Genomic DNA, 21805 nt, shown 5'->3' with positions numbered 1-21805 from the left:
ACCTTAGACGCGGGACGCGAACAGGGCCTGATGCGCGCGGCACTGCTCGGCTGTCAGCATGAACACGCCATGCCCACCACGCTGGAACTCCAGCCAGGCGAAATCGACTTCCGGGTACAACGCCTCGACGTGCACCTGGCTGTTGCCCACCTCGACAATCAACAAACCTTTCTCGGTCAGGTGATCCGCCGCTTCGGCGAGCATGCGCCGGACCAGATTCAGACCATCATCACCGCAGGCCAGACCGAGTTCCGGCTCGTGCTGATATTCATCCGGCATGTCGGCGAAATCTTCCGCATCGACGTAGGGCGGGTTCGACACGATCAGGTCGAAACGCTGACCCGGCAAGCCATCGAAGCCATCACCCTGCACGGTATAGACGCGCTCATCGACGCCATGGCGCTCGATGTTCTGGTTGGCCACTTCCAGCGCTTCGAACGACAGGTCCGCGAGCACTACCTCGGCATTCTGAAACTCGTAAGCACAGGCAATGCCGATGCAGCCGGAACCCGTGCACAGGTCGAGAATCCGCGCCGGTTCGTTGCCGATCCATGGCGCAAAGCGGTTTTCGATCAGTTCACCAATCGGCGAACGCGGGATCAACACGCGCTGGTCGACGATGAACGACATGCCGCAGAACCACGCCTCGCCGAGCAGATAGGCGGTCGGAACGCGATCTTCGATGCGGCGCTTGAGCAGGCGCTGCAGATTGACCAGTTCGTCGTCTTCCAGCGCGCAATCAAGATAGCTGTCGGCGATTTCCCAAGGCAGGTGCAAAGCGCCCAGCACCAGCTGACGCGCCTCGTCCCAGGCGTTGTCGGTGCCATGACCGAAAAACAGATCCTCCCCATGGAAGCGGCTGACGGCCCAACGGATGTGGTCGCGCAGGGTACGAAGTCGGGAAGTGATCACGGCGTAGAACTCCAGAAAAAACGACTGGCGATTCTAGCAGCCAAAACGCGCGACGACGACGCAGGAAAAACCGCGTGGCAACGGTAGGAGATTTCTTTTTTTTGCATCAGGCATTGAACGGAACGTGTAACTTGACAAGGCTGCAGGCCAAGAACGACGGCGCCTACGATGGTAGCGATTCACAGAACCGCTCAGCCAGAGGACAATGTCGCAAAAGCCCCACCCCGAGGAGCCCCAGAATGTCCGTTCCAAAAACGATGTTTCAACTCAGCGGCCGCGGTTACGCAGCGGCCACCCTGAGCCATGCCACCGTGGTCATCATCGATGCCCAGAAGGAATACCTCAGTGGCCCGCTGGCCCTGAGCGGCATGGACGCGGCCGTCGCGAACATCAAACAAGTGGTTGCCGCAGCCCGTGCCGCCGGTCGGCCGATCGTGCACGTGCGTCATCTCGGCACCGTGGGTGGCCTGTTCGACCCGCAGGGCGAACGTGGCGAGTTCATCCCTGGTCTGGAACCACAGGGTGATGAAACCATTATCGGCAAACTGCTGCCGAGCGCGTTCCATGGCACCGAACTGCTCGAGCGCCTGCAGAACCTCGGCTCGCTGGACCTGATCGTTTGCGGTTTCATGAGTCACTCCAGCGTCAGCACCACCGTGCGCGCGGCGAAGAATCTCGGTTTCCGCTGCACCCTGGTCGAAGACGCCTGCGCGACACGCGATCTGCCGTTCAAGAGCGGCGTACTCAGCGCCGAACGCGTGCAGGAAGCGGAAATGGCGATCATGGCCGACAACTTCGCCACGCTGGCCAAGACTCAGGACCTGATCTGATCCTGCCCTCGCGAGCGGTGCGTTGGCGCCGCTCATCCGCTATATCCGCTGATTTGCCGCAAATGCCATAGCCTCAGGAACAACCCGGTCAACTCCCGGTCGAAGGGCCGATACCATTGAGGAAGGTCGGAATGAAGTTATCCGATGGATTTGACGCACGCCGTTTGCGGCCCAAAGGCCAAAGCAACTGGCGTTTTCGATTTGGCGCGGCGATCTCGGCCATTCTGGCGACGTTCGGCGTGCTGCTGGCGATGGCTGGGGCAGCCAGCCTGCTCGGCCGTCCGCCGGCGCTGGGTGACCTGAACGCGTCACCGCTGGGCTCGGCAATCATGCTCGCCATCGGCTTGCTGTTTCTGTATTTCGGCGTTGCCCTGTGGCGCCGCTGCCGCCGTCGCGCACGGCAATCGCGGGAACTGAACATGGCCCCGCATCTGATGAAAAAACACGACTGACCCAACGGCCTGGCTTTTTGCCGGGCCGTTTTCTGTCGACTTGGGTAAACTGGCCGCCCTTCGCGGAGGCTGACATGCAAGACGACGATTTTTCTCTGTTCAAAAGTGCGATCCAGGGCGTCAAGCCGATCAAGCACGACCGCGCCGACACCGGCAAACCCAAGGCTGACCGCGCGCAGATCGCCAAGCTGCGTCAGTCCGCCACCGTGCGCAGCGACACCACTATCATTGATGGCTTGTCCGACCAGTTCGTGATCGACGTCGGCCCGGAAGACGAACTGATGTGGTCCCGCGACGGCGTGCAGGAAAGCCAGATGCGCAAGCTCAAGGTCGGGCAGATCCCGTTCGAAGGCAGCCTCGACCTGCACGGCATGAGTGTCGAGAAGGCCCGCGAAACCCTTTGGGCGTTTCTCGCTGAGGCGACCAAATTCGAAATCCGCTGCGTGCGCGTGACTCACGGCAAGGCCGTGCGCCTCGATGGCAAGCGGCCAATGATCAAAAGCCATGTCAACACCTGGCTGCGCCAGCACGCCCAAGTCCTCGGCTTTTGCTCCTGCCAGGCCCGTCACGGCGGCGCCGGCGCGGTTTATGTGATGCTGAAACGGACGATGATGGAAGGCCGCGACGAATAAAGCCATCACACCGAACTTGCAGGGTTGTGTCCGCCACCGTACCCTTGCCCTTTGCGAAAATCCCCACAGGTAGTTTCATGTCCCTGGAACAGAATTACACCGCGATTCTCGGCCAACTGGGCGAGGACGTCTCCCGCGAGGGCCTGCTCGACACGCCAAAGCGTGCCGCCAAAGCCATGCAGTACCTCTGCCGCGGTTATGCACAGACGCTCGAAGAGGTCACCAATGGTGCCCTGTTCAGCTCCGACAACAGCGAGATGGTGCTGGTCAAGGACATCGAGCTGTATTCGTTGTGCGAACACCACTTGCTGCCGTTCATCGGCAAGGCGCATGTCGCCTATATCCCGAGCGGCAAAGTGCTGGGCCTGTCGAAGGTTGCGCGGATCGTCGATATGTACGCCCGTCGCCTGCAGATTCAGGAAAACCTCAGCCGCCAGATCGCCGATGCGGTGCAGCAAGTCACCGGCGCGCTGGGCGTGGCCGTGGTGATCGAAGCCAAGCACATGTGCATGATGATGCGCGGCGTCGAAAAGCAGAATTCGTCGATGATCACTTCGGTGATGCTCGGTGAATTCCGTGAAAACGCGGCAACCCGTAGCGAATTCCTCAGCCTCATCAAGTAATTCGCAACAGAAAAGAGCCGGCGTTGATCGCCGGTTTTTTTTCGCCCGTGAAAAATCGGGTAAGCTGCGCGCCTTTCTTCATTTGCACCGTGAGGCTTTCAACGTGTTCGTCAAAGCGCTTCGTGTCGGCCTCGGCCAACTGGTTATCTTCATCGATTTCATCACCCGCCCGGGCAAGACAAAACGCCCCGCTGCTGCTCAGGCACAAGTCGACGCTGCCGCGAAAGATCTGACCCTGTACCAATTTCACGCCTGCCCGTTCTGCGTGAAAACCCGCCGCGCCCTGCATCGCCTGAATGTGCCGGTGGCGCTGAAAGACGCGAAGAACAACGAGCAGGATCGCCAGACCCTGCTGGAACAGGGTGGCCGAATCAAAGTGCCTTGCCTGCGAATTGATGAGAATGGGCAGACAACCTGGATGTATGAATCCAAGGTGATTATTGATTATCTGGATAAGCGGTTTGCTGCAGTCTGACATTGATGTGCTGTGGCTGATGGCGCCATCGCTGGCAAGCCAGCTCCCACATTGATCTCAGGTTGTAGACAAGAATTGTGGGAGCTGGCTTGCCAGCGATGAGGCCCGTCAAATCATCACAAAACTCAGACAATGATAAACCGGCCCTCCAGCCGGTTTATTGCTTATCAGGCCGCCCTCTCCATCTGCGCCCGCCGCACCACCGCCGCCAATCTCTTCAACCCTTCATCCAGCCTCGCCGGATCGATGTGGCTGAAATTCAGGCGCAAATGCCCATGATGCTTGTCCGGCTCGGGAAAGAACGGCTCACCGGGCATGAACGCCACATCATTGGCCAACGCCTCATTGAGCAAAGTGCGCGTATCCAGCGGTTGCTTCAGCGTCAGCCAGAAGAACAGTCCGCCTTGCGGCATGTCCCAGTCAGCCAGATCGGCAAAATGGCTTTCCAGCCCCAATTGAAACGCATCTCGCCGCAGCCGATAGAAATCCCGCAACTCACTTAAATGCTGTTGATACTTTTCCGAGCCGATCCATTGCAGCGCCTGCCACTGACCGATGCGATTGGTGTGCAGATCCGCCGATTGCTTGAGCTTGAGCAGGTGCGGGAACAGATCCGCACTGGCGATCAAGTAGCCAACACGTAAACCCGGGAGCAAGGTTTTCGACACGGTGCCGGTGTAGATCCAGCTGGCTTTGTTCAGGCGCGCCGCAATCGATTTTGCGCTGCCACCATCGAAAGTCAGTTCGCGGTATGGCTCGTCTTCGATGAGAGTGACGCCGAATTCATCGAGCAATGCCGCGACCGCTGCGCGCTTGGCCTCGCTGTAGCGCACGGCGGAAGGATTCTGGAAAGTCGGGATCAGGTAGATAAACGCAGGGCGATGCTGCTCTAAACGATTACGCAATTGCGCCAGATTTGGACCGTCGGCTTCCTGCGCCACAGTCAGGCAATCGGCGCCGAACAGCTGGAAGATTTGCAGCGCGGCCAGATAAGTCGGCGCCTCCAACAGAATTTCCGTGCCCTTGTCGATATACAGTTTTGCCGCCAGATCCAGAGTTTGCTGGGAACCACTGACCACCAGCACCTGACTCGCCTCGCACGCAAGGCCCAGCGCCCTCGCCTGTGCCGCCAGCGCCTCGCGCAAGGCCGGCTCGCCTTCGCTCATGCCGTACTGCCCCAGCGACAGCGGCATCTCGTCCCACTCCACCTTCGGCAACATCGCCTCAGCGGGCAAGCCGCCGGCGAACGACATGACCTCCGGACGCTGGGCGGCGGCGAGGATTTCTCGGATCAAAGAACTTTTAAGGCGCGAGACACGTTCGGAAAAAGCCATGAAGGTCACCGTAGCAAGGCATGCAGGAAATGAGTCAAACTTGTTGACTGAAATTACGACAGCTTGAGCGAGTACGTCAACATGCTTGACCTTAAGAACCCCTCCACTCAGCAACAGGCCATGGAAGCGTTTTTCTTCGGCTATCAGGCGTTCACTGCCAAGGCGGATGAAATGCTCGAGCGCCGCGGCCTCTCGCGAGTGCATCAACGCATCGTGTTTTTCATCGCGCGCTATCCGAACCTCAGCGTGAAAGAGTTGCTGGCCCTGCTGGGCGTGAGCAAACAAGCGTTGAACATGCCCCTGCGCCAATTGCAGGAAATGCACCTGGTCGACAGCGTCGCTTCGCAGACGGACAAGCGTAAGCGCCTGCTTGAGCTGACGGCGGAAGGCGCGAAGTTCGAGCAAGCGCTGCGCCGTGAGCAGGTGAAATTGCTCGAGCGGGTATTTGCCGACGCTGGGGAAGCGGCGGTGAATGGGTGGTTGGCGGTGAATCTGGCGCTTGGGGGGAATCAGCTGCAACTCGATTGACAGGACCGCCCTCTTCGCGAGCAGGCTCGCTCCCACAGGGAAGCGCATTACAAAGGAGGCAGCGAGCCTGCTCGCGTAGCCATCCTGATAGCCATATATCCCTATCGGCAAAAAAATCGCCGACAAAACAAAAAACAATATTTGCTTTATTTGTACACAAAAGCATAATCCACTGCGTGCGAGTTCCTGACTATACGGTCAACAAATTCGCGTATGCCTCAAAGGGCCGCTGCCACCCCTCATGGGTCCGGCCCTGGAAATAACAATAAAACTCTTGAGGAGTACTCGCTGTGGAAAGCCGCAAATCCGAAGCACCGCCGCTCGAGCTCACGCCGCCATCACGCAATGGCCTGCTGGAGCGTCTGTTCAAACTCAGCTTGCATGGCACCACGGTGAAGACCGAGCTGATTGCCGGTCTGACAACCTTCATCACCATGGCTTACATCATTTTCGTCAACCCGAACATCATGGCCGATGCCGGCATCGACCACGGTGCGGCCTTCGTCGCCACCTGCATCGCCGCTGCGCTCGGTTGCCTGTTGATGGGGCTCTATGCCAATTGGCCGGTCGGCCTGGCGCCGGGCATGGGCCTCAATGCTTTCTTCACCTACACCGTGGTCGGCACCATGGGCTACAACTGGGAAACCGCCCTCGGCGCGGTGTTCGTCTCTGGCGTGCTGTTCATGTTCCTGACCTTTTCGCGGATCCGCGAGTGGCTGCTCAACAGTATCCCGGTCAGCCTGCGGTTCGCGATGGGCGCCGGTGTCGGTCTGTTTCTGGGCCTGATCGGTCTGAAGACTGCCGGTATCGTCGTCGACAGCCCGGCGACACTGATCAAGCTGGGTTCGCTGCGTGAACCTGGCCCGCTGCTCGCCGCGATCTGCTTCCTGATGATCGCGATCCTCAGTTACCACCGCGTGTTCGGTGCGATCCTGATCAGCATCATCACCGTCACCCTCGCCGGCTGGGGCCTGGGCCTGGTTCACTACGAGGGCATCATGTCCGCGCCGCCGAGCCTGGCGCCGACCTGGATGGCAATGAACGTCGCCGGCGTGTTCAACGTCAGCATGATCAGCGTGGTGCTCGCCTTCCTCTTCGTGCACATGTTCGACACCGCCGGTACGCTGATGGGCGTGGCCCAGCGCGCCAACCTTGTCGCCGCTGACGGTCGCATCGAGAATCTTTCCCGAGCCATGAAGGCTGACAGCGCATCCAGCGTATTTGGCGCCGTGGTGGGGGTTCCACCCGTGACAAGTTACGTGGAAAGTGCCGCCGGCGTAGCCGCTGGTGGTCGGACTGGTCTTACCGCCGTCACCGTGGGTGTGCTATTTATAGCAGCCATGTTTTTCGCACCGCTGGCTGGCATGATTCCCGCTTATGCCACGGCAGGTGCACTGATCTACGTGGCGATGCTGATGATGGGCGGTATGGCCCACATCGAATGGGACGAAGCGACCGACGCCATTCCGGCGATCGTCACGGCGATCATGATGCCGCTGACCTTTTCGGTCGCCGACGGCATCGCGCTGGGCTTCATCACTTACGTCGCGTTGAAGGCTGGCACCGGCAAGTACAAGGAAATTTCCGTCAGCCTGTGGGTGCTCTGCGCGATCTTCATCGCCAAGTTCATCTTCCTGTAAACGCTGCGCGGTTCAGGCTTCAAACCAGCCTCACCCTCACCGGTGGGGCTTTTGCACATCTCGATAACAACAAAGGAGCAATACGATGAGTCTGGAAACCTGGCTGCTGTTCAGTGGCGCTGCGCTGGTGGTGATCCTGATCCCGGGACCGCTGTCATTGCTGATGATCAGCAACAGTCTGAATTACGGTTTGCGCCGGTCGTACCCCGCGTTCCTGGGTGGCGTGATCGCCTCGATCTGCCTGCTCAGCGCGTCGGCACTTGGCCTCGGCGCTTTGCTAATGGCTTCGGAGCAGTTGTTCAGCGCACTGAAAATAGTCGGTGCGCTGTACCTGTTCTACCTCGCCTGGCAGAGCTGGCAGCAGTCGCGGCAGCCATCGACGGGCGCCGAAGTACCTGAGGCTGCACCGGTGCCGCGCTTTCGCACATTGTTCGGACGCGCCTTTGTACTGGGTGCGAGCAATCCGAAGGACATCCTGTTTTTCGCCGCGTTTCTGCCGCAGTTCCTCCGCGCTGAGCAACCTTTTCTGCCGCAATTGCTGATCATGATCGCGACCTGGGTAGTGCTCGATCTGTGCTGCAAGCTGGCCTATGGCCTGGGCGCCCATGGCGCCGCACGTTATCTGCGCAGCGGCAAAGGCCAGAGTTGGTTCAATCGGGTCAGTGCCGGACTATTTGGTGGTGCTGGCGCCGCGTCGTTGCTTGGCAGCCACTGAAAAGCGCCACTATTGATCATCCTGCCGGAACGGACCTCGGGCGGGATGATGTGTTGTTTTGAATCAATTCAACTCGAACAACATTCAATCTTTAATATGCAATAGATAGCAACAACCCCCCGATATACAGCTCTGGAAAAGCCAACGTAATATTCTTCGCCTTAACGACAATTGCCGGAACAAGGAAGTTCTAATGGCCACACTGATAAGCGAAGCAACAGCACAAACCGACCCTTCAATACACGCGGACCTGCAACCTGTTTCCGATACCGTAATAATCATGGATCTGGGCTATGAAGCCAACGAATACAAGCCCTCAACCATCGATCAGAGCCGAACTAACGAAAAATCGAGTCAGTTGCAAATGGTGGACGAAGTGTTCGGCCCTTTTGAAATTGGCGATATTTCAATTACCCGTACCGCACTCGACGGATTAGGCGCGACCATTGACGGTCAGCCGTTGAATGGCGAGAACAGTTTCTTTCGCCGCCCCAAGCGCTCTTTTATCAATAGCCTGCAGTTCGACGCCAATAAAGTTGAACACTACCTGAAAACTTCAACGGGCAGCGATAGCTACTTGTTGCCCACGCTCCTGTTTGAAATGGCCAGCCAGCGCCCGCTCACCGCTCCCCGGCTCTTGAGGGAGAGTGCTGCAGATACTGTATCCGGCAATTACCGCCACAAACTTGTCAAACTTCTGAGTGCCGCACAGTCGCTTGATCTGCAACACGTGCACGTCCCCAAACATCATCCCCGCTGGGCCGCATTGACCAAAAGTTACGCGACGCTGGGCTCCAGCGTGGGCATCCAGGGCTTCGGCATCTTCATGGGAATTCGCGGCGTTGTCGATGCGATCAAAGCCGAAAACACTGCTGAAATAGCGATAAACAGCGCAGGCATTGTATCGGAGCTGGGCTCCATCGCGGCCGATGTCGCGGTGAGCAAGATAGCCACGCAGATGCTCACAGCCGGGCAAAGTGCTTATCGGGACTTCGCCAAAACCCGCTTTGCACTCAGATTGGGTCGATCGGGAGGGTTGGTCGGCGGCATGCTGACGCTGCCCTTCGACATCTTTACCGCCGTGAGGTCGATGAACGCCGCTCAGAATGCCACCGGCAAAGAAGCGATGGATCATTACGTCAGCGCTGGCCTGAGCATTACCAGTGCAGCCATGACTGTCATCCTCGGGTCCGCCGCGATGGCCGGGTTCTCGTTTGCCGGCCCTGTCGGACTTGCAGCCGGCGCGATTCTCGCCATCGGCTCACAGGTCTACGGCGCAGTACGTATCGTTGACGATATAGATGACTACATTGAATTGACTGTCGATGAACGGTGGCGTAGCGGTTGGTTTTCGTTCTGCATGATGGAGGTCGATCAAAGCGTTCAAAACCGCTATATCAAGGCAAAGACGCTGTTGCAGCACTCTCTGCAACTGAAAAAGTCCGCCAGAACGCTGCTCGATGGCCCCTTGAAAGAGACCACCGAAGCCATCGTCAACGGCAAGTTCGATGTGCGTCTGAAACCAACGCGGGTCTGGAAACGAAACTGGTGGACCAAACAGGATGCGTGGGAATCGGTCAATGTCCCTGAAGTGGTAGGCACTGATGACATCATTGATGCACGCGCAGGGGTTACAAAAGATACACCCGGCGCGGAGTTGGGGGTCGCCGCAGAGGGCAAGAACGTTCTCTGGTTCATCAGCGAGGGCAACGACTCGATCAGAGGGGTAGAAAAAAAACCCAACACCTTCCATTACAAGTCAGGAAAAAAACAACTTTCGGGCGGCGAAGAAAATGACCAGTTCCTGTTTGAGAACGCAGCGGACTTCCTTGAAAGGGGTCGCCATGTCGCAGATCATTCGACGCTGAGCGGCGGCGCAGGAAATGACACACTGGTACTCGGCGGCAGCTACTCCTCCCGTAATACCAACAGAACTGGCTATGACGTAGATCTGCTGGCTGGAACATTGCAGATCATCACGAGCGATGTCGATGCCGACAATAACCGGATATTTATCCTGCACAGTTTGCTGGACAGCATCGAAAACGTTGAGACAGTCCATCGCGCGGCAAGCGTGGTAACGGGCTCCGCGCAAAACAACATCATCAAATCCCGGGGCAGCGACAGCATTGAAGCTGGCGCTGGGGACGACCAGATATTTCTCTCTCACGAAAGAGCAAAAGCGTCGGGAGGCGCCGGCACCGATCAATATTACATTGCGCATGTGGCTGGCCGTTTTTCCATTGTCGATGATGGTGAACAGACCAGCTACATCGTCATGAACTGGCGCAAGGAGTTGATTGAATCCTTTGATATCGAGGGTAACGACCTGGTCATCCGCTCAGGTTTCGAAACGTCTGACCACCTCAAAAACGTGTTGACCATTCATGACGTTTATACGAACACCGAACACACTAGAAAGCTGAGCAACAAAAACCTGGTTTTCGTAACCAGCGATGATTTCCATTTCAGACTTGATCTGCCAGACACAATCCCGGACGGCCACACCGTAGAAATAACCGAAATCTTCCTCAAACGTGGCAAACCGGTAAACCCGATCATTATTTATGCAGCGGAATGCTGGATCCGCCACCGCCAACCCGCTGCCTATTACGTCCCGAGAACCGGCAAGACAACCACTTTTTACGCAGTTTTACGTTCTGATGTAATCACCCGGATATATCTGGATTTCCGCAGCGATGAGCTGACAAAAGCGGAGGCGCATTTTTTCTCGGACAAACCCAAGTCATATCACCTGACTGTTGGTTGCCATCTCGTCTATCACTTCGGCGCGAAAAGCATCAAGCTCAATTATTACTCCGCTGCGCGTAACGAAGACGATCACGACAATATTACGAAAATCCTGCGCACCATGGCTGTTCGTCCGTTCAGCCGTTACGTATTGATTTTCAAGGACGGTGTCGTTGCAGATGCCGAGCTTACAGCGCAAACCGAAATCGCACCTGCCTTTACGGATTTCACGGTATCGCGGGATTGGGTGACCCAGATGAAACTGCCGCTCGAGGTTCGCTCTCAGCGTTACTTTCACAATCTGGCTGAAAAAGCAGCTGAACCGATGGGCCGTACAAGAGTTTGCGCAACGCCGATTCGACTGGCCGTGCAAACCGACATGGACAACTACGAAGGAGAGGGTTCGAGTTATCTCATCCACGTACTCCCGGACATGACCATCAAACTCTCGACTCCCGGCGCACTTGCCGATGCCAAAGTTCGCCTGCCCTATTCATCCACTTGGGAACTTGATGCAACGCAGCTCGGCAAGGTCGAAATAAGGCTGGAAGAAAACCGGCTCTCCATCGGCACCACCACTTTTTATCTGCCGGTCTATGGAAGCGAAGATCTGATAGATCAAATCCGCGTTATTACCACCGGTGGAGTTGTGCACACGGTCGATCTGGTCTTTGATCGCATTTATCTGGATGGGCTTGATGCACGTTTTTTCGAAGAGCCAAACGCCTCAAAAGCGCTCCCGCCATATCTTGCCGCATTGGCCAACGACGAAGTCAAAGTCTGGAACGTTATCTGCGTCAACGACGAAACCGCACGCGTGGGCTACAACCTGGCCGCCCATGGCTGGGTATTGCGTGCCGACAAATCCCGCATCGAAAAGTCTGCGTTAAGAGTAGTGAATCGCTGCAGTCACCAGACCAACATTTTCCGCCCTGTTTCGCTGATGAAAGTGCCTCCCGCGTAATTCGCGATAACCCGTCAACAAACACCCTTTTTTATCAGCGTACTGTCTACGCGGCACCCGCACGCGTCTGCGCGCTCTTTTTCCGAGTATTTCCCATGGCCAAATCACCCAAAAAAATCCCGACCATAAAATCGCCCGATTCGCCCGATGCCACACATCCCGGATCACCGCCCCTCGTCAAAAATGTGGGCCTGGACATGCCTGACGCCCTGCTCCTGGGCATCGATTCGCCGGCGATCAGCCAAGCGCCAGCCACCTCTGCCGCAGCCAACGCAGTGCCCACGGTCAGCCTTCAAGCGTTGCCAGATGCAGCGCATGATTTCAGCGCCACTCGGAACGCAATCGCCTGGCCGCAAGAGCGTTTCCACGAATTGGTGCCGGTGACGCAGAACGATGGCTTGTTCACTGGACCGGATCAGCGCACCTACGCTCAAATCGCCAATGAAGGCCAATTTGTCGTCGAGCAGGACGGGCAAGGCAACTACCATGTGCCACTGACCTTCGCGCCCGGCGTGCCCGGCCTGCCTCTGACGCGAACCGAGGGTCAGGCGATCTGGCAAATCCAGCGGCCCGCGAGGCCCTCCAACCGGCTTGCGTCCTCCACGCCACACTTGCCCTCATACATCTCGCCGGCCGACGCCATGACGTTGACCAAGCCGGAAATGGCGACAGAAGGCCTTCGTTACAACAGACTCAGGCAAACCTTCGTAACCACGGTAGACGGCACCGTCATGGTGCGCAAAAACCAGGACGGTGAATATCAACAAGCGTTTGCCTCAACGACCAATGCACCCGACGTTTTCTTCGAGCAAATCCCCGGCACCGTTTTCTGGCGGCGAAAAACACCCGGGACGAAGCCATCAGGTACCAAGCCCGAAGCCAGCCAGTCCGACAACGCATTACCCGGCCCGAGCAAGCGTCCACGACTTGCCGAGGCCACAGAAACGCTAACCGCGTCGAAAGCCACCACTGCGCCTGAGGAGCTGACCCCGTATTTCTGGCTGCCCTGGGGGCACCTGAACAAACCTGTGCACATCGAATCGGTACAGCTTGGCTGGCTGCATTATCCAATCGTCCCTGTCGGCTCGAACACGACACCCAAAGTGTATTTCGTATGTCATCCCGAGTTTGTCCCGACAGATTTCAATACTTTCGAAAGCATGCTGATAAACATGCCCGAGCGACAGCCGGTAGCGACTTTTCGCATCGGCAGTGATCCGGGTGAGGTCCATCCGGGCAAACGTTTTTTTGAAGAGCCGATATCAACGTCCGTCGCTCGCGCGTTCCCCGATTTCTCTGAAGCAACAGCAAGGGCCGTCGCCCGCAGGTTGTTCGAACTCGCCGATCACTCCGAGACGATTACCGGCACCGGATTGATCAATGTCCAGGCCGTTCTGCATCAGTGGAAACAACTGCCGTTTTCCACAGCTCCCGACTTTGCCGACCCGCTGAACATGCTGGCCGTTGCGCCGGACATCGACCTGGGAAGCAAACGGCTTATTCCGATGCCTTCCCAGACCGACAGCGAATTGCAACGCCTGAGCTTCGATCCGCAGCATTTCCCCTCTGCCTGGAATCATTACAAGACCTATCCCTCGGATCTGAATCTGCGGCGATTGCTCGGCGCGTTGCTGGTCGGCTGTGGTTACGAGCTGTTTCCACTGACTTATGAGCACAGAATGCCGACGCTGGTCTTCAAACGAGCCGGTCACGATCAGATCTTCTTTTTGAAACTGGGCGCGATCAGTCAGGCCGGCCTGACTCATGTGCCTGGCAACGAACTGACGGAACCTGGCTTGCCCGCCAGAATCGGCCAGGACGCCTTCAAGGCACTGACCGATGCAGCCGCGCAGAACAAAGTGGTATGGCTGATCGGGGGCGTATTGAAGGTCGCGTCCACGCCAGATTCGGTATTCATTATCCGCGAGCGCTGAGCCGCTACCCGCCTGCACCGGCAGATGAGCTGTAAACAGGCATAAAAAAAGCCCGCAGTGTGAGCGGGCGAAAGACCAAAGAAGCTATATGCGCAGTCGCTTCCCGGTGGGCAGCTGCTTGGGGGTCAGCTGCCCCGATACGTGGAATAGCTGTAAGGCGAAATCAGCAGGGGCACGTGATAGTGCTCCTGCTCGGCGGAGATGCCGAAACGCAGCACCACCACGTCCAGGAAGGCCGGCTCGGGCAGTTGCACGCCCCGGGCGCGGTAGTAATCGCCGGCATGGAACTGCACCTGATAAACCCCGGTGCGGTAATCATCGCCTTGCAGCAACGGCGCATCGACCCGGCCATCGCTGTTGGTTGTCGCACTGGCGACCAATTCCAGGTGCGACCCTTCAACGCGGTACAGCTCGACCTTGATCGAGCTGCCCGGGCAACCGTGTGCAGCGTCCAAAACGTGTGTTGTCAAACGTCCCATTGATTCTGCGCGCCTGGCCGCAACAAGCGGTCAGACCTCGCGCCTCCCGAAGTCAGTTGAAAAGGAGACCGCACCGTTTCGGAGCACGAAACGCTGCGGCGAGCGACTGATTAAGACACTTTTCAAAAAAATTGTACACAATAAAAACGACATTTTTCGCTTCCCCCCCGCCATCCGGGCCTTTATCGCCAATCTGTAGCCAAAGCGCCTGACCATTGAACCTTCTATTCATTAGCTGACTGGTCAGGCAGGTTTCTTGCAGGCCGGAACCATTAACAGCAAAAGATGACAGCCGGTGAAAAATGCGAAAATTCAGGCTTACAAAATGTAAATAAAGTTGTATACAATCAGCCTATCGCTGTGACGCCAGCCTGCCAGGCCGCCACACCAATCTGTCAACGTACAAGAAGGAAGACTGCAGTGAGCGCTGACTACCCACGCGACCTGATCGGTTACGGCAGTAACCCTCCTCACCCACACTGGCCGGGTAATGCCCGGATCGCCCTGTCCTTCGTGCTCAATTACGAAGAAGGTGGCGAGCGCAATGTTCTGCACGGCGACAAGGAATCCGAAGCCTTCCTGTCGGAAATGGTCGCTGCCCAGCCGCTGCAGGGCGCGCGCAACATGAGCATGGAATCGCTTTACGAGTATGGCAGCCGTGCCGGCGTCTGGCGCATTTTGAAGCTGTTCAAGGAATTCGATATTCCGCTGACCATCTTCGCCGTGGCCATGGCCGCCCAGCGTCACCCGGACGTGATCCGTGCGATGGTCGAGGCCGGCCACGAAATCTGCAGCCACGGCTACCGCTGGATCGACTACCAGTACATGGACGAAGCGCAGGAACGCGAGCACATGCTCGAAGCGATCCGCATCCTCACCGAACTGACTGGCGAGCGTCCGCTGGGCTGGTACACCGGCCGTACCGGGCCGAATACCCGTCGCCTGGTCATGGAAGAAGGCGGTTTCCTCTACGACTGCGATACCTACGACGATGACCTGCCCTACTGGGAACCGAACAACCCGACCGGCAAGCCGCATCTGGTGATCCCCTACACCCTCGACACCAACGACATGCGCTTCACGCAAGTGCAGGGTTTCAACAAGGGTGACGATTTCTTCGAATACCTCAAAGACGCGTTCGACGTGCTCTACGCCGAAGGTGCCGAGGCGCCGAAAATGCTTTCGATCGGTCTGCACTGCCGCCTGATCGGCCGTCCTGGTCGCCTCGCTTCGCTCAAGCGCTTTATCGAATACGCCAAAAGTCATGAACAGGTGTGGTTCAGCCGTCGCGTCGACATCGCGCGTCACTGGCAAGAAACCCACCCGTACCAAGGGACTGCAAAATGAGCCGCTTTCAAACCCTGCAACCGTCGACCCTGAGCCGCGACGCTTTCGTCAAAGCCTTCGCCGACATCTACGAACATTCGCCATGGGTGGCCGAAAAGGCCTACGACCTCGGTGCGGACGCTTCGATCGACGAGATCGAAACCCTGCACCAGCGCATGAGCGATATCCTGTTGAGCGCCGATCATGCCAGCCAGCTGGCCCTGATCAACGCTCACCCGGACTTGGCCGGCAAAGCTGCCGTCCAGGGCCAACTGACCGAAGCCAGCACCAATGAACAGGCTGGCGCCGGTATTCACCAATGCACGGCCGAAGAGTTCCAGCGCTTCACCGAGCTGAACGACGCCTACAAAGCCAAGTTCAAGTTTCCCTTCATCATGGCGGTAAAAGGCAGCAACCGGCATCAGATCCTCGCGGCGTTCGAAACGCGCATCAACAATTCGGTGGAAGCCGAGTTCAAATGCGCGCTGGCGGAGATCAACAAGATTGCCCTGTTCCGTTTACTGACTCTTTAGCAAGCCTGGCCCGAGCGTGAATGAACGCGCAAACGCCCAGGGCCCTGCGAGCATCCCCAGCCAACTTATCAAAGGCAGACAAGAAGAATGAAAGCTTACGCCGTACCTTTCGAAAAATACGTCAACCTGGCCGACGCCCGTCTGGGCACCAAAATCATTTCGGTCACCGATGACTGGTTCGCAGACGCCAATCGTCTGTTCCAACCGACCCCGGCCGTATGGAAGGAGGGCGTGTTCGATGACAACGGCAAGTGGATGGACGGCTGGGAGTCGCGCCGCAAGCGCTTCGAAGGTTTCGACAGCGCGGTGATCCGTCTGGGCGTACCGGGCTCGATCAAAGGCGTGGACATCGACACTTCATTCTTCACCGGCAACTACCCGCCATCGGCCTCGCTGGAAGCGTGCTTCCTCGCCTCGGGCGAGCCGGATGAAAACACCCAGTGGACCGAAGTGCTGTCGGCCGTCGAGTTGCAGGGCAACAGCCACCACTACCACGAAATCAGCAACGACAAAGCGTTCAGCCACCTGCGCTTCAACATCTACCCGGACGGCGGTGTTGCCCGTCTGCGCGTGTACGGCATTCCGTTCCGCGACTGGTCCGCTGTGGGTGACAACGAGCAAGTGGACTTGGCAGCAGCCCTCAACGGTGGCCGCGCCCTCGCCTGCTCCGACGAACACTTCGGCCGCATGAGCAACATCCTCAACCCGGGCCGTGGCATCAACATGGGCGACGGCTGGGAAACCGCGCGTCGTCGCACGCCGGGCAATGACTGGGTGATCGTCGCCCTGGGTCATCCGGGCGAGATCGAGAAGATCGTCGTCGACACCCTGCACTTCAAAGGCAACTACCCGGACAGTTGCTCGATCCAGGGCGCGTTCGTGAAAGGCGGGACTGACAGCCAGATCGAAACCCAGTCGCTGTTCTGGCGCGAACTGCTGCCAAGCCAGAAGCTGGAAATGCACGCCGAACACACCTTCGTCGAGCAGATCAAGGCACTCGGCCCGATCACCCACATCCGCCTGAACGTGTTCCCGGATGGTGGCGTGAGTCGCCTGCGTGTACTCGGCAAGGTGGCTAAATAGGGTTGAACCCATTCGCGAGCAGGCTCGCTCCCACAGGGGATTGCATTCCAAATGTGGGAGCGAGCCTGCTCGCGAAGGCATCAAAACAGTCAACACAGAATTCGGATAAGAAGAACAGCATGCGCACACTGACGATTGAACCGCTGACCAAAGAAGCCTTCGCCCCTTTCGGTGACGTGATCGAAACCGACGGCAGCGATCACTTCATGATCAACAACGGTTCGACCATGCGCTTCCACAAACTGGCGACGGTCGAAACCGCTACGCCTGAGGACAACGCGATCATCAGCATTTTCCGCGCCGACGCGCAGGACATGCCGCTGACCGTTTGCATGCTGGAACGCCATCCGCTGGGCAGCCAGGCTTTCATTCCGCTGCTCGGCAACCCCTTTCTGATCGTGGTCGCGCCAGTTGGCGATGAACCTGTATCAGGCTTGGTCCGCGCCTTCGTCACCAACGGCAGGCAGGGCATCAATTACCATCGCGGCGTCTGGCACCACCCGGTGCTGACGATCGAAAAGCGGGATGACTTCCTGGTGGTTGATCGCAGTGGCACAGGCAATAACTGCGATGAGCATTTTTTCAAAGAGGATGAGCGGTTGATCCTCGCCCCCCACCAATAAGAGAAGGTCTGATCACTCGACAACAAGAGTGACAGGCGAGAGGTAAAGACTGTGGAAGCACATCTGTTGGAATGGCTGAACCTGAGCGTGCGCTGGGTTCACATGATCACTGGCGTGGCCTGGATCGGCGCGTCGTTCTACTTCGTCTGGCTGGAGAACAACCTCAACCGCGTCAACCCGAAAACCGGTCTGGCCGGTGATCTGTGGGCGATCCACGGCGGCGGCATCTACCACCTGGAAAAATACAAACTGGCCCCACCGTCCATGCCGGACAACCTGCACTGGTTCAAGTGGGAAGCCTACTTCACCTGGATGTCGGGGATCGCGCTGCTGTGCGTGGTGTTCTACTCCAACCCGACGCTGTACCTGCTGGCACCGGGCAGCAGTCTGACCGGCCCTGAAGGCGTGGCACTGGGCATTGGCTCTCTGTTCGTCGGCTGGTTCGTCTACTCCTTCCTTTGCGACTCGGCGCTGGGCAAACGCCCTGCCCTGCTCGGTTTCATCCTGTTCGTGCTGATCATTGCCGCCGCCTATGGCTTCAGCAAAGTGTTCAGCGGTCGTGGTGCGTACCTGCACGTTGGCGCGATCATCGGCACCATCATGGTCGGTAACGTGTTCCGCATCATCATGCCGGCGCAACGGGCACTGGTCGCGGCGATCGCCGAGAACCGCACGCCTGATCCGGCCCTGCCGGCCAAGGGCCTGCTGCGTTCGCGACACAACAACTACTTCACCCTGCCGGTGCTGTTCATCATGATCAGCAACCACTTCCCGAGCACTTACGGCAGCCAGTACAACTGGTTGATCCTCGCCGGGATCGCAGTGTTGGCGGTGTTGGTGCGTCACTACTTCAACACCCGTCACGACAGCCACAAGTTTGCCTGGACCCTGCCGGTGGCAGCGGTGGGCATGATCTGCCTGGCCTACGTCACTGGCCCGGCGCCGATGTCGAGCGCACCTGAAGTGGCCAAGGCACCGGCGAAAATCGAGTACCAACCGCTGCCGGAAACGGCACTGGGCGGTGGCGCGAAACCGGCCGAAGCGGCGCAACCTGCGGCACCCGCAGCCCCTGCGGCGGCACCCGCGCAAGCCTCCAATGCCGGCCCCGGTTTCGACAAGGTGCACAACGTGATTCAAGAGCGTTGCACGGTGTGCCATTCGTCCAAGCCGACCAGCCCGTTGTTCAGCGCAGCCCCGGCCGGTGTGATGTTCGACACCCCCGAGCAGATCCGCCAGAACGCCGCGCGCATTCAGGCGCAAGCCATCACCACGCAGATCATGCCACTGGGCAATATCACCCAGATGACCCAGCAGGAACGTGACCTGATCGGTGCCTGGATTGCCCAGGGAGCGCAAACCAATTAATCGTTAAAAGCATCGCGAGCAGGCTCACGCCTACAGAGATCCTGTGGGAGCGAGCCTGCTCGCGAATAGCCGCCGCAACGCGGTCCCCCTGATGCAAAGAAACAGCTGCAAGCAACCCGGCAGCTGTTAATCACAAGAATAAAAAAGATCCGAGGTGTTGCATGTCCGAGCTGTCCAAAGCGCGCATCCCCGACGCACCCGCCATTCAGCGTTTGCCCCTTTTGCAACTGATCCTGGTCGGTCTGCAACATGTTCTGCTGATGTACGGCGGTGCCATCGCGGTGCCGCTGATCATCGGACAGGCCGCTGGCCTGAGTCGTGAAGAAATCGCCTTCCTGATCAACGCCGACCTGCTGGTCGCCGGCATCGCCACCATCGTGCAGTCGCTCGGCATCGGCCCGATGGGCATTCGCATGCCGGTGATGATGGGCGCCAGTTTCGCTGCGGTCGGCAGCATGGTGGCCATGGCCGGCATGCCCGGCATCGGTCTGCAAGGGATCTTCGGTGCGACGATAGCTGCCGGTTTCTTCGGCATGCTGATCGCGCCGTTCATGTCCAAGGTCGTGCGTTTCTTCCCGCCACTGGTGACCGGCACGGTCATCACCTCGATCGGTTTATCGTTGTTCCCTGTGGCCGTGAACTGGGCCGGTGGCGGTGTCGACGCCGCGCAATTCGGTTCGCCGATTTATCTGGCCATCGCTGCGCTGGTGCTGGCGACGATTCTTCTGGTTCATCGTTTCATGCGCGGATTCTGGGTCAACATTTCCGTGCTGATCGGCATGTGCCTGGGCTATGTACTGTGCGGCGTGATCGGCATGGTCGACCTCAGCGGCATGGCCAGCGCACCGTGGATTCAGTTCGTCACCCCGCTGCATTTCGGCATGCCGAAATTCGAGCTGGCACCGATTCTGTCGATGTGTCTGGTGGTGGTGATCATCTTCGTCGAGTCCACCGGGATGTTCCTCGCGCTGGGCAAAATCACCGGCCAGGAAGTCTGCCCGCGCATGCTCCGTCGTGGCTTGTTGTGCGATGCCGGCGCGTCGTTCTTCGCCGGTTTCTTCAACACCTTCACCCACTCCTCGTTCGCGCAGAACATCGGCCTGGTGCAGATGACCGGTGTGCGCTGCCGTTCGGTGACCATCGTTGCCGGCGGCCTGCTGATCGTCCTCAGCCTGTTGCCGAAAGCGGCATTTCTGGTGGCATCGATTCCACCGGCAGTGCTGGGCGGTGCGGCGATTGCGATGTTCGGCATGGTCGCCGCGACTGGCATCAAAATCCTGCAAGAGGCCGACATCGGTGACCGCCGCAATCAGTTGCTGGTCGCGGTAAGCATCGGCATGGGCCTGATCCCGGTGGTACGTCCGGAATTCTTCGCCCACTTGCCCATGTGGATGAGCCCGATCACCCACAGCGGCATCGCCATGGCCACCCTCAGCGCGCTGACGCTGAACCTGCTGTTCAACATCCTCGGCGGCAAGGAGCGTGCGGCGATCAACGATTGCCATGCTCACTGATTGAAACCACCACACCACCTGTGGGAGCGAGCCTGCTCGCGAAAGCGCTGTGTCATTCAACATTGATGGCGACTGACACAACCGCTTCGCGAGCAGGCTCGCTCCCACAGGGACTACGCAACTGCTTGTGCCTCAAACAATAAAAACAACAGGGAGCAACAGATGATCCGCACGCAAAGCAACGTTCTGTTGAGTGGCGGCCTGCTGGCCGCGAGTCAGGCCATGGCCGGCGATCTGCTGCTGTGGCAGAGCAACAGCCTCAGCTATCTGTACGGCAAGAATTTCGCGATCAACCCCTCGTATCAGCAGACGGTCACCTTCGAGCACGCCGACAAGTGGAAGTACGGCGACAACTTTCTGTTCGTCGACAAGATCTTCTACAACGGCAAGGAAGACCCGAACAAAGGGCCGCATACCTTCTACGGCGAGTTCACCCCGCGTCTGTCCTTCGGCAAGATCCTCGACCGCAAGATCGAGTTCGGCCCGATCAAGGATGTGCTGTTGGCGATGACCTACGAGTACGGCGAAGGCGAAACCGAGGCCTATCTGATCGGTCCCGGCTTCGATCTGAAAGTGCCCGGCTTCAACTACGTCACCCTGAACATTTTCCGTCGCCAGACCGAAGGCCCGCGGCCCGGCGATGGTGTCTGGCAGATCACCCCCGCGTGGTCCTACAGCTTTGCGCTGGGCAATTCCGATGTGCTGATCGACGGCTACCTCGACTGGGTCGTCGACAACGACGAAAACTCGCGCGGCACCTACCACGCCAACCTGCACATCAATCCGCAGATCAAATACGACCTCGGCAAAGCCATGGGCTGGAGCCAGAAACAGCTGTACGTCGGCACCGAGTACAGCTACTGGAAGAACAAATACGGCATCGAAAACAGCCACGCGTTCGATACCAACCAGAACACCGCCAGCCTGCTGCTGAAGGTGCACTTCTGAGATGGCTCGCAACCGTGCGCCATGCCTGCTGTCGGTGCTCTGTTGCGGGGCACTTGAGCGTTGGCCGAGGAGTCAGTATTCTCCGCGGCCTTCCGAATTCGCTCTAAAAAAAAGCCTGAATTCAATTTCTGACCGAAAAGCCAA

The 21805-nt window shown here is 58.2% G+C and carries 20 protein-coding genes; 17 read left to right on the top strand and 3 right to left on the bottom strand.

Translation table 11 applies throughout. The features are described from left to right. Nucleotides 1-3: 3 nt before the first annotated feature. A complete protein-coding gene (gene prmB, locus J2Y39_RS03785) occupies nt 4-912 on the bottom strand; it encodes a 50S ribosomal protein L3 N(5)-glutamine methyltransferase (protein ID WP_056784046.1) in 909 nt (302 codons plus the stop codon). A 239-nt stretch (nt 913-1151) separates the two neighbouring features. Between prmB and J2Y39_RS03780 the strand changes: the two genes are divergently transcribed. The 5 genes from J2Y39_RS03780 to J2Y39_RS03760 all read left to right on the top strand — a co-directional run bounded on the left by J2Y39_RS03780 (nt 1152) and on the right by J2Y39_RS03760 (nt 3924). Then, nucleotides 1152-1742: a cysteine hydrolase family protein gene (locus J2Y39_RS03780; RefSeq protein WP_056784043.1), complete on the top strand. Its 591-nt coding sequence runs from the start codon at nt 1152-1154 to the stop codon at nt 1740-1742. Nucleotides 1743-1873: 131 nt separating this feature from the next. After that, on the top strand, nt 1874-2194 hold the full coding sequence (locus J2Y39_RS03775; protein WP_056784040.1) for a hypothetical protein: 321 nt from the start codon (nt 1874-1876) through the stop codon (nt 2192-2194). 74 nt (nt 2195-2268) lie between these two features. Beyond that, nucleotides 2269-2826, top strand: a complete 558-nt coding sequence (locus tag J2Y39_RS03770) for a Smr/MutS family protein (protein ID WP_016773770.1) — start codon at nt 2269-2271, stop codon at nt 2824-2826. Nucleotides 2827-2903: 77 nt separating this feature from the next. Beyond that, nucleotides 2904-3449 (top strand): GTP cyclohydrolase I FolE, encoded by a 546-nt coding sequence (gene folE, locus J2Y39_RS03765; protein WP_011062625.1) that lies wholly within the window; start codon nt 2904-2906, stop codon nt 3447-3449. Between the two features lie 103 nt (nt 3450-3552). Then, nucleotides 3553-3924, top strand: a complete 372-nt coding sequence (locus J2Y39_RS03760) for a glutathione S-transferase N-terminal domain-containing protein (protein ID WP_076566801.1) — start codon at nt 3553-3555, stop codon at nt 3922-3924. Between the two features lie 167 nt (nt 3925-4091). Here J2Y39_RS03760 and J2Y39_RS03755 read toward each other — a convergent pair whose 3' ends face one another. Further along, on the bottom strand, nt 4092-5258 hold the full coding sequence (locus tag J2Y39_RS03755) for a PLP-dependent aminotransferase family protein (RefSeq protein WP_310215190.1): 1167 nt from the start codon (nt 5256-5258) through the stop codon (nt 4092-4094). An 81-nt stretch (nt 5259-5339) separates the two neighbouring features. Between J2Y39_RS03755 and J2Y39_RS03750 the strand changes: the two genes are divergently transcribed. The 5 genes from J2Y39_RS03750 to J2Y39_RS03730 all read left to right on the top strand — a co-directional run bounded on the left by J2Y39_RS03750 (nt 5340) and on the right by J2Y39_RS03730 (nt 13790). Next, nucleotides 5340-5786, top strand: coding sequence for a MarR family transcriptional regulator (locus J2Y39_RS03750; protein ID WP_310215187.1), 447 nt, complete (start codon nt 5340-5342; stop codon nt 5784-5786). A 290-nt stretch (nt 5787-6076) separates the two neighbouring features. Further along, nucleotides 6077-7426, top strand: a complete 1350-nt coding sequence (locus J2Y39_RS03745; RefSeq protein ID WP_310215184.1) for an NCS2 family permease — start codon at nt 6077-6079, stop codon at nt 7424-7426. An 85-nt stretch (nt 7427-7511) separates the two neighbouring features. Beyond that, a complete protein-coding gene (locus J2Y39_RS03740; protein ID WP_041479336.1) occupies nt 7512-8141 on the top strand; it encodes a LysE family translocator in 630 nt (209 codons plus the stop codon). A 193-nt stretch (nt 8142-8334) separates the two neighbouring features. Next, complete coding sequence (locus J2Y39_RS03735) at nt 8335-11856, top strand: calcium-binding protein (RefSeq protein WP_310215179.1); 3522 nt, start codon at nt 8335-8337, stop codon at nt 11854-11856. A gap of 95 nt (nt 11857-11951) precedes the next feature. After that, nucleotides 11952-13790 (top strand): hypothetical protein, encoded by a 1839-nt coding sequence (locus J2Y39_RS03730; protein ID WP_310215176.1) that lies wholly within the window; start codon nt 11952-11954, stop codon nt 13788-13790. Nucleotides 13791-13915: 125 nt separating this feature from the next. On the opposite strand, the gene uraH is transcribed toward J2Y39_RS03730, so the two are convergent. Continuing rightward, the gene (gene uraH / locus J2Y39_RS03725) at nt 13916-14269 is read right to left on the bottom strand and encodes a hydroxyisourate hydrolase (RefSeq protein WP_041479332.1); all 354 of its coding nucleotides are present in this window, start codon (nt 14267-14269) and stop codon (nt 13916-13918) included. 420 nt (nt 14270-14689) lie between these two features. Between uraH and puuE the strand changes: the two genes are divergently transcribed. The 7 genes from puuE (at nt 14690) to J2Y39_RS03690 (ending at nt 21661) form a co-directional block, all read left to right on the top strand. Continuing rightward, nucleotides 14690-15616: an allantoinase PuuE gene (gene puuE / locus J2Y39_RS03720; protein WP_056784025.1), complete on the top strand. Its 927-nt coding sequence runs from the start codon at nt 14690-14692 to the stop codon at nt 15614-15616. Then, the gene (gene uraD, locus J2Y39_RS03715) at nt 15613-16128 is read left to right on the top strand and encodes a 2-oxo-4-hydroxy-4-carboxy-5-ureidoimidazoline decarboxylase (RefSeq protein WP_016773760.1); all 516 of its coding nucleotides are present in this window, start codon (nt 15613-15615) and stop codon (nt 16126-16128) included. Before puuE ends, uraD begins: the two co-directional genes overlap by 4 nt. An 87-nt stretch (nt 16129-16215) precedes the next feature. Continuing rightward, nucleotides 16216-17211 (top strand): allantoicase, encoded by a 996-nt coding sequence (gene alc, locus J2Y39_RS03710; protein ID WP_310215173.1) that lies wholly within the window; start codon nt 16216-16218, stop codon nt 17209-17211. Between the two features lie 119 nt (nt 17212-17330). After that, nucleotides 17331-17834: an ureidoglycolate lyase gene (locus J2Y39_RS03705; protein WP_016773758.1), complete on the top strand. Its 504-nt coding sequence runs from the start codon at nt 17331-17333 to the stop codon at nt 17832-17834. Nucleotides 17835-17885: 51 nt separating this feature from the next. Further along, nucleotides 17886-19199 (top strand): urate hydroxylase PuuD, encoded by a 1314-nt coding sequence (locus J2Y39_RS03700; protein WP_056784023.1) that lies wholly within the window; start codon nt 17886-17888, stop codon nt 19197-19199. 161 nt (nt 19200-19360) lie between these two features. Then, complete coding sequence (locus tag J2Y39_RS03695) at nt 19361-20713, top strand: nucleobase:cation symporter-2 family protein (RefSeq protein WP_042608508.1); 1353 nt, start codon at nt 19361-19363, stop codon at nt 20711-20713. A gap of 162 nt (nt 20714-20875) precedes the next feature. After that, the gene (locus J2Y39_RS03690) at nt 20876-21661 is read left to right on the top strand and encodes an outer membrane protein OmpK (RefSeq protein WP_252869054.1); all 786 of its coding nucleotides are present in this window, start codon (nt 20876-20878) and stop codon (nt 21659-21661) included. Nucleotides 21662-21805 lie beyond the last annotated feature (144 nt).

The organism is Pseudomonas sp. 2957 (genome assembly GCF_031456345.1).
GTDB lineage: Bacteria > Pseudomonadota > Gammaproteobacteria > Pseudomonadales > Pseudomonadaceae > Aquipseudomonas > Aquipseudomonas siliginis.
Note: the sequence above shows the minus strand (reverse complement) of the source record. Positions and strands in the feature narration are given on the sequence as shown.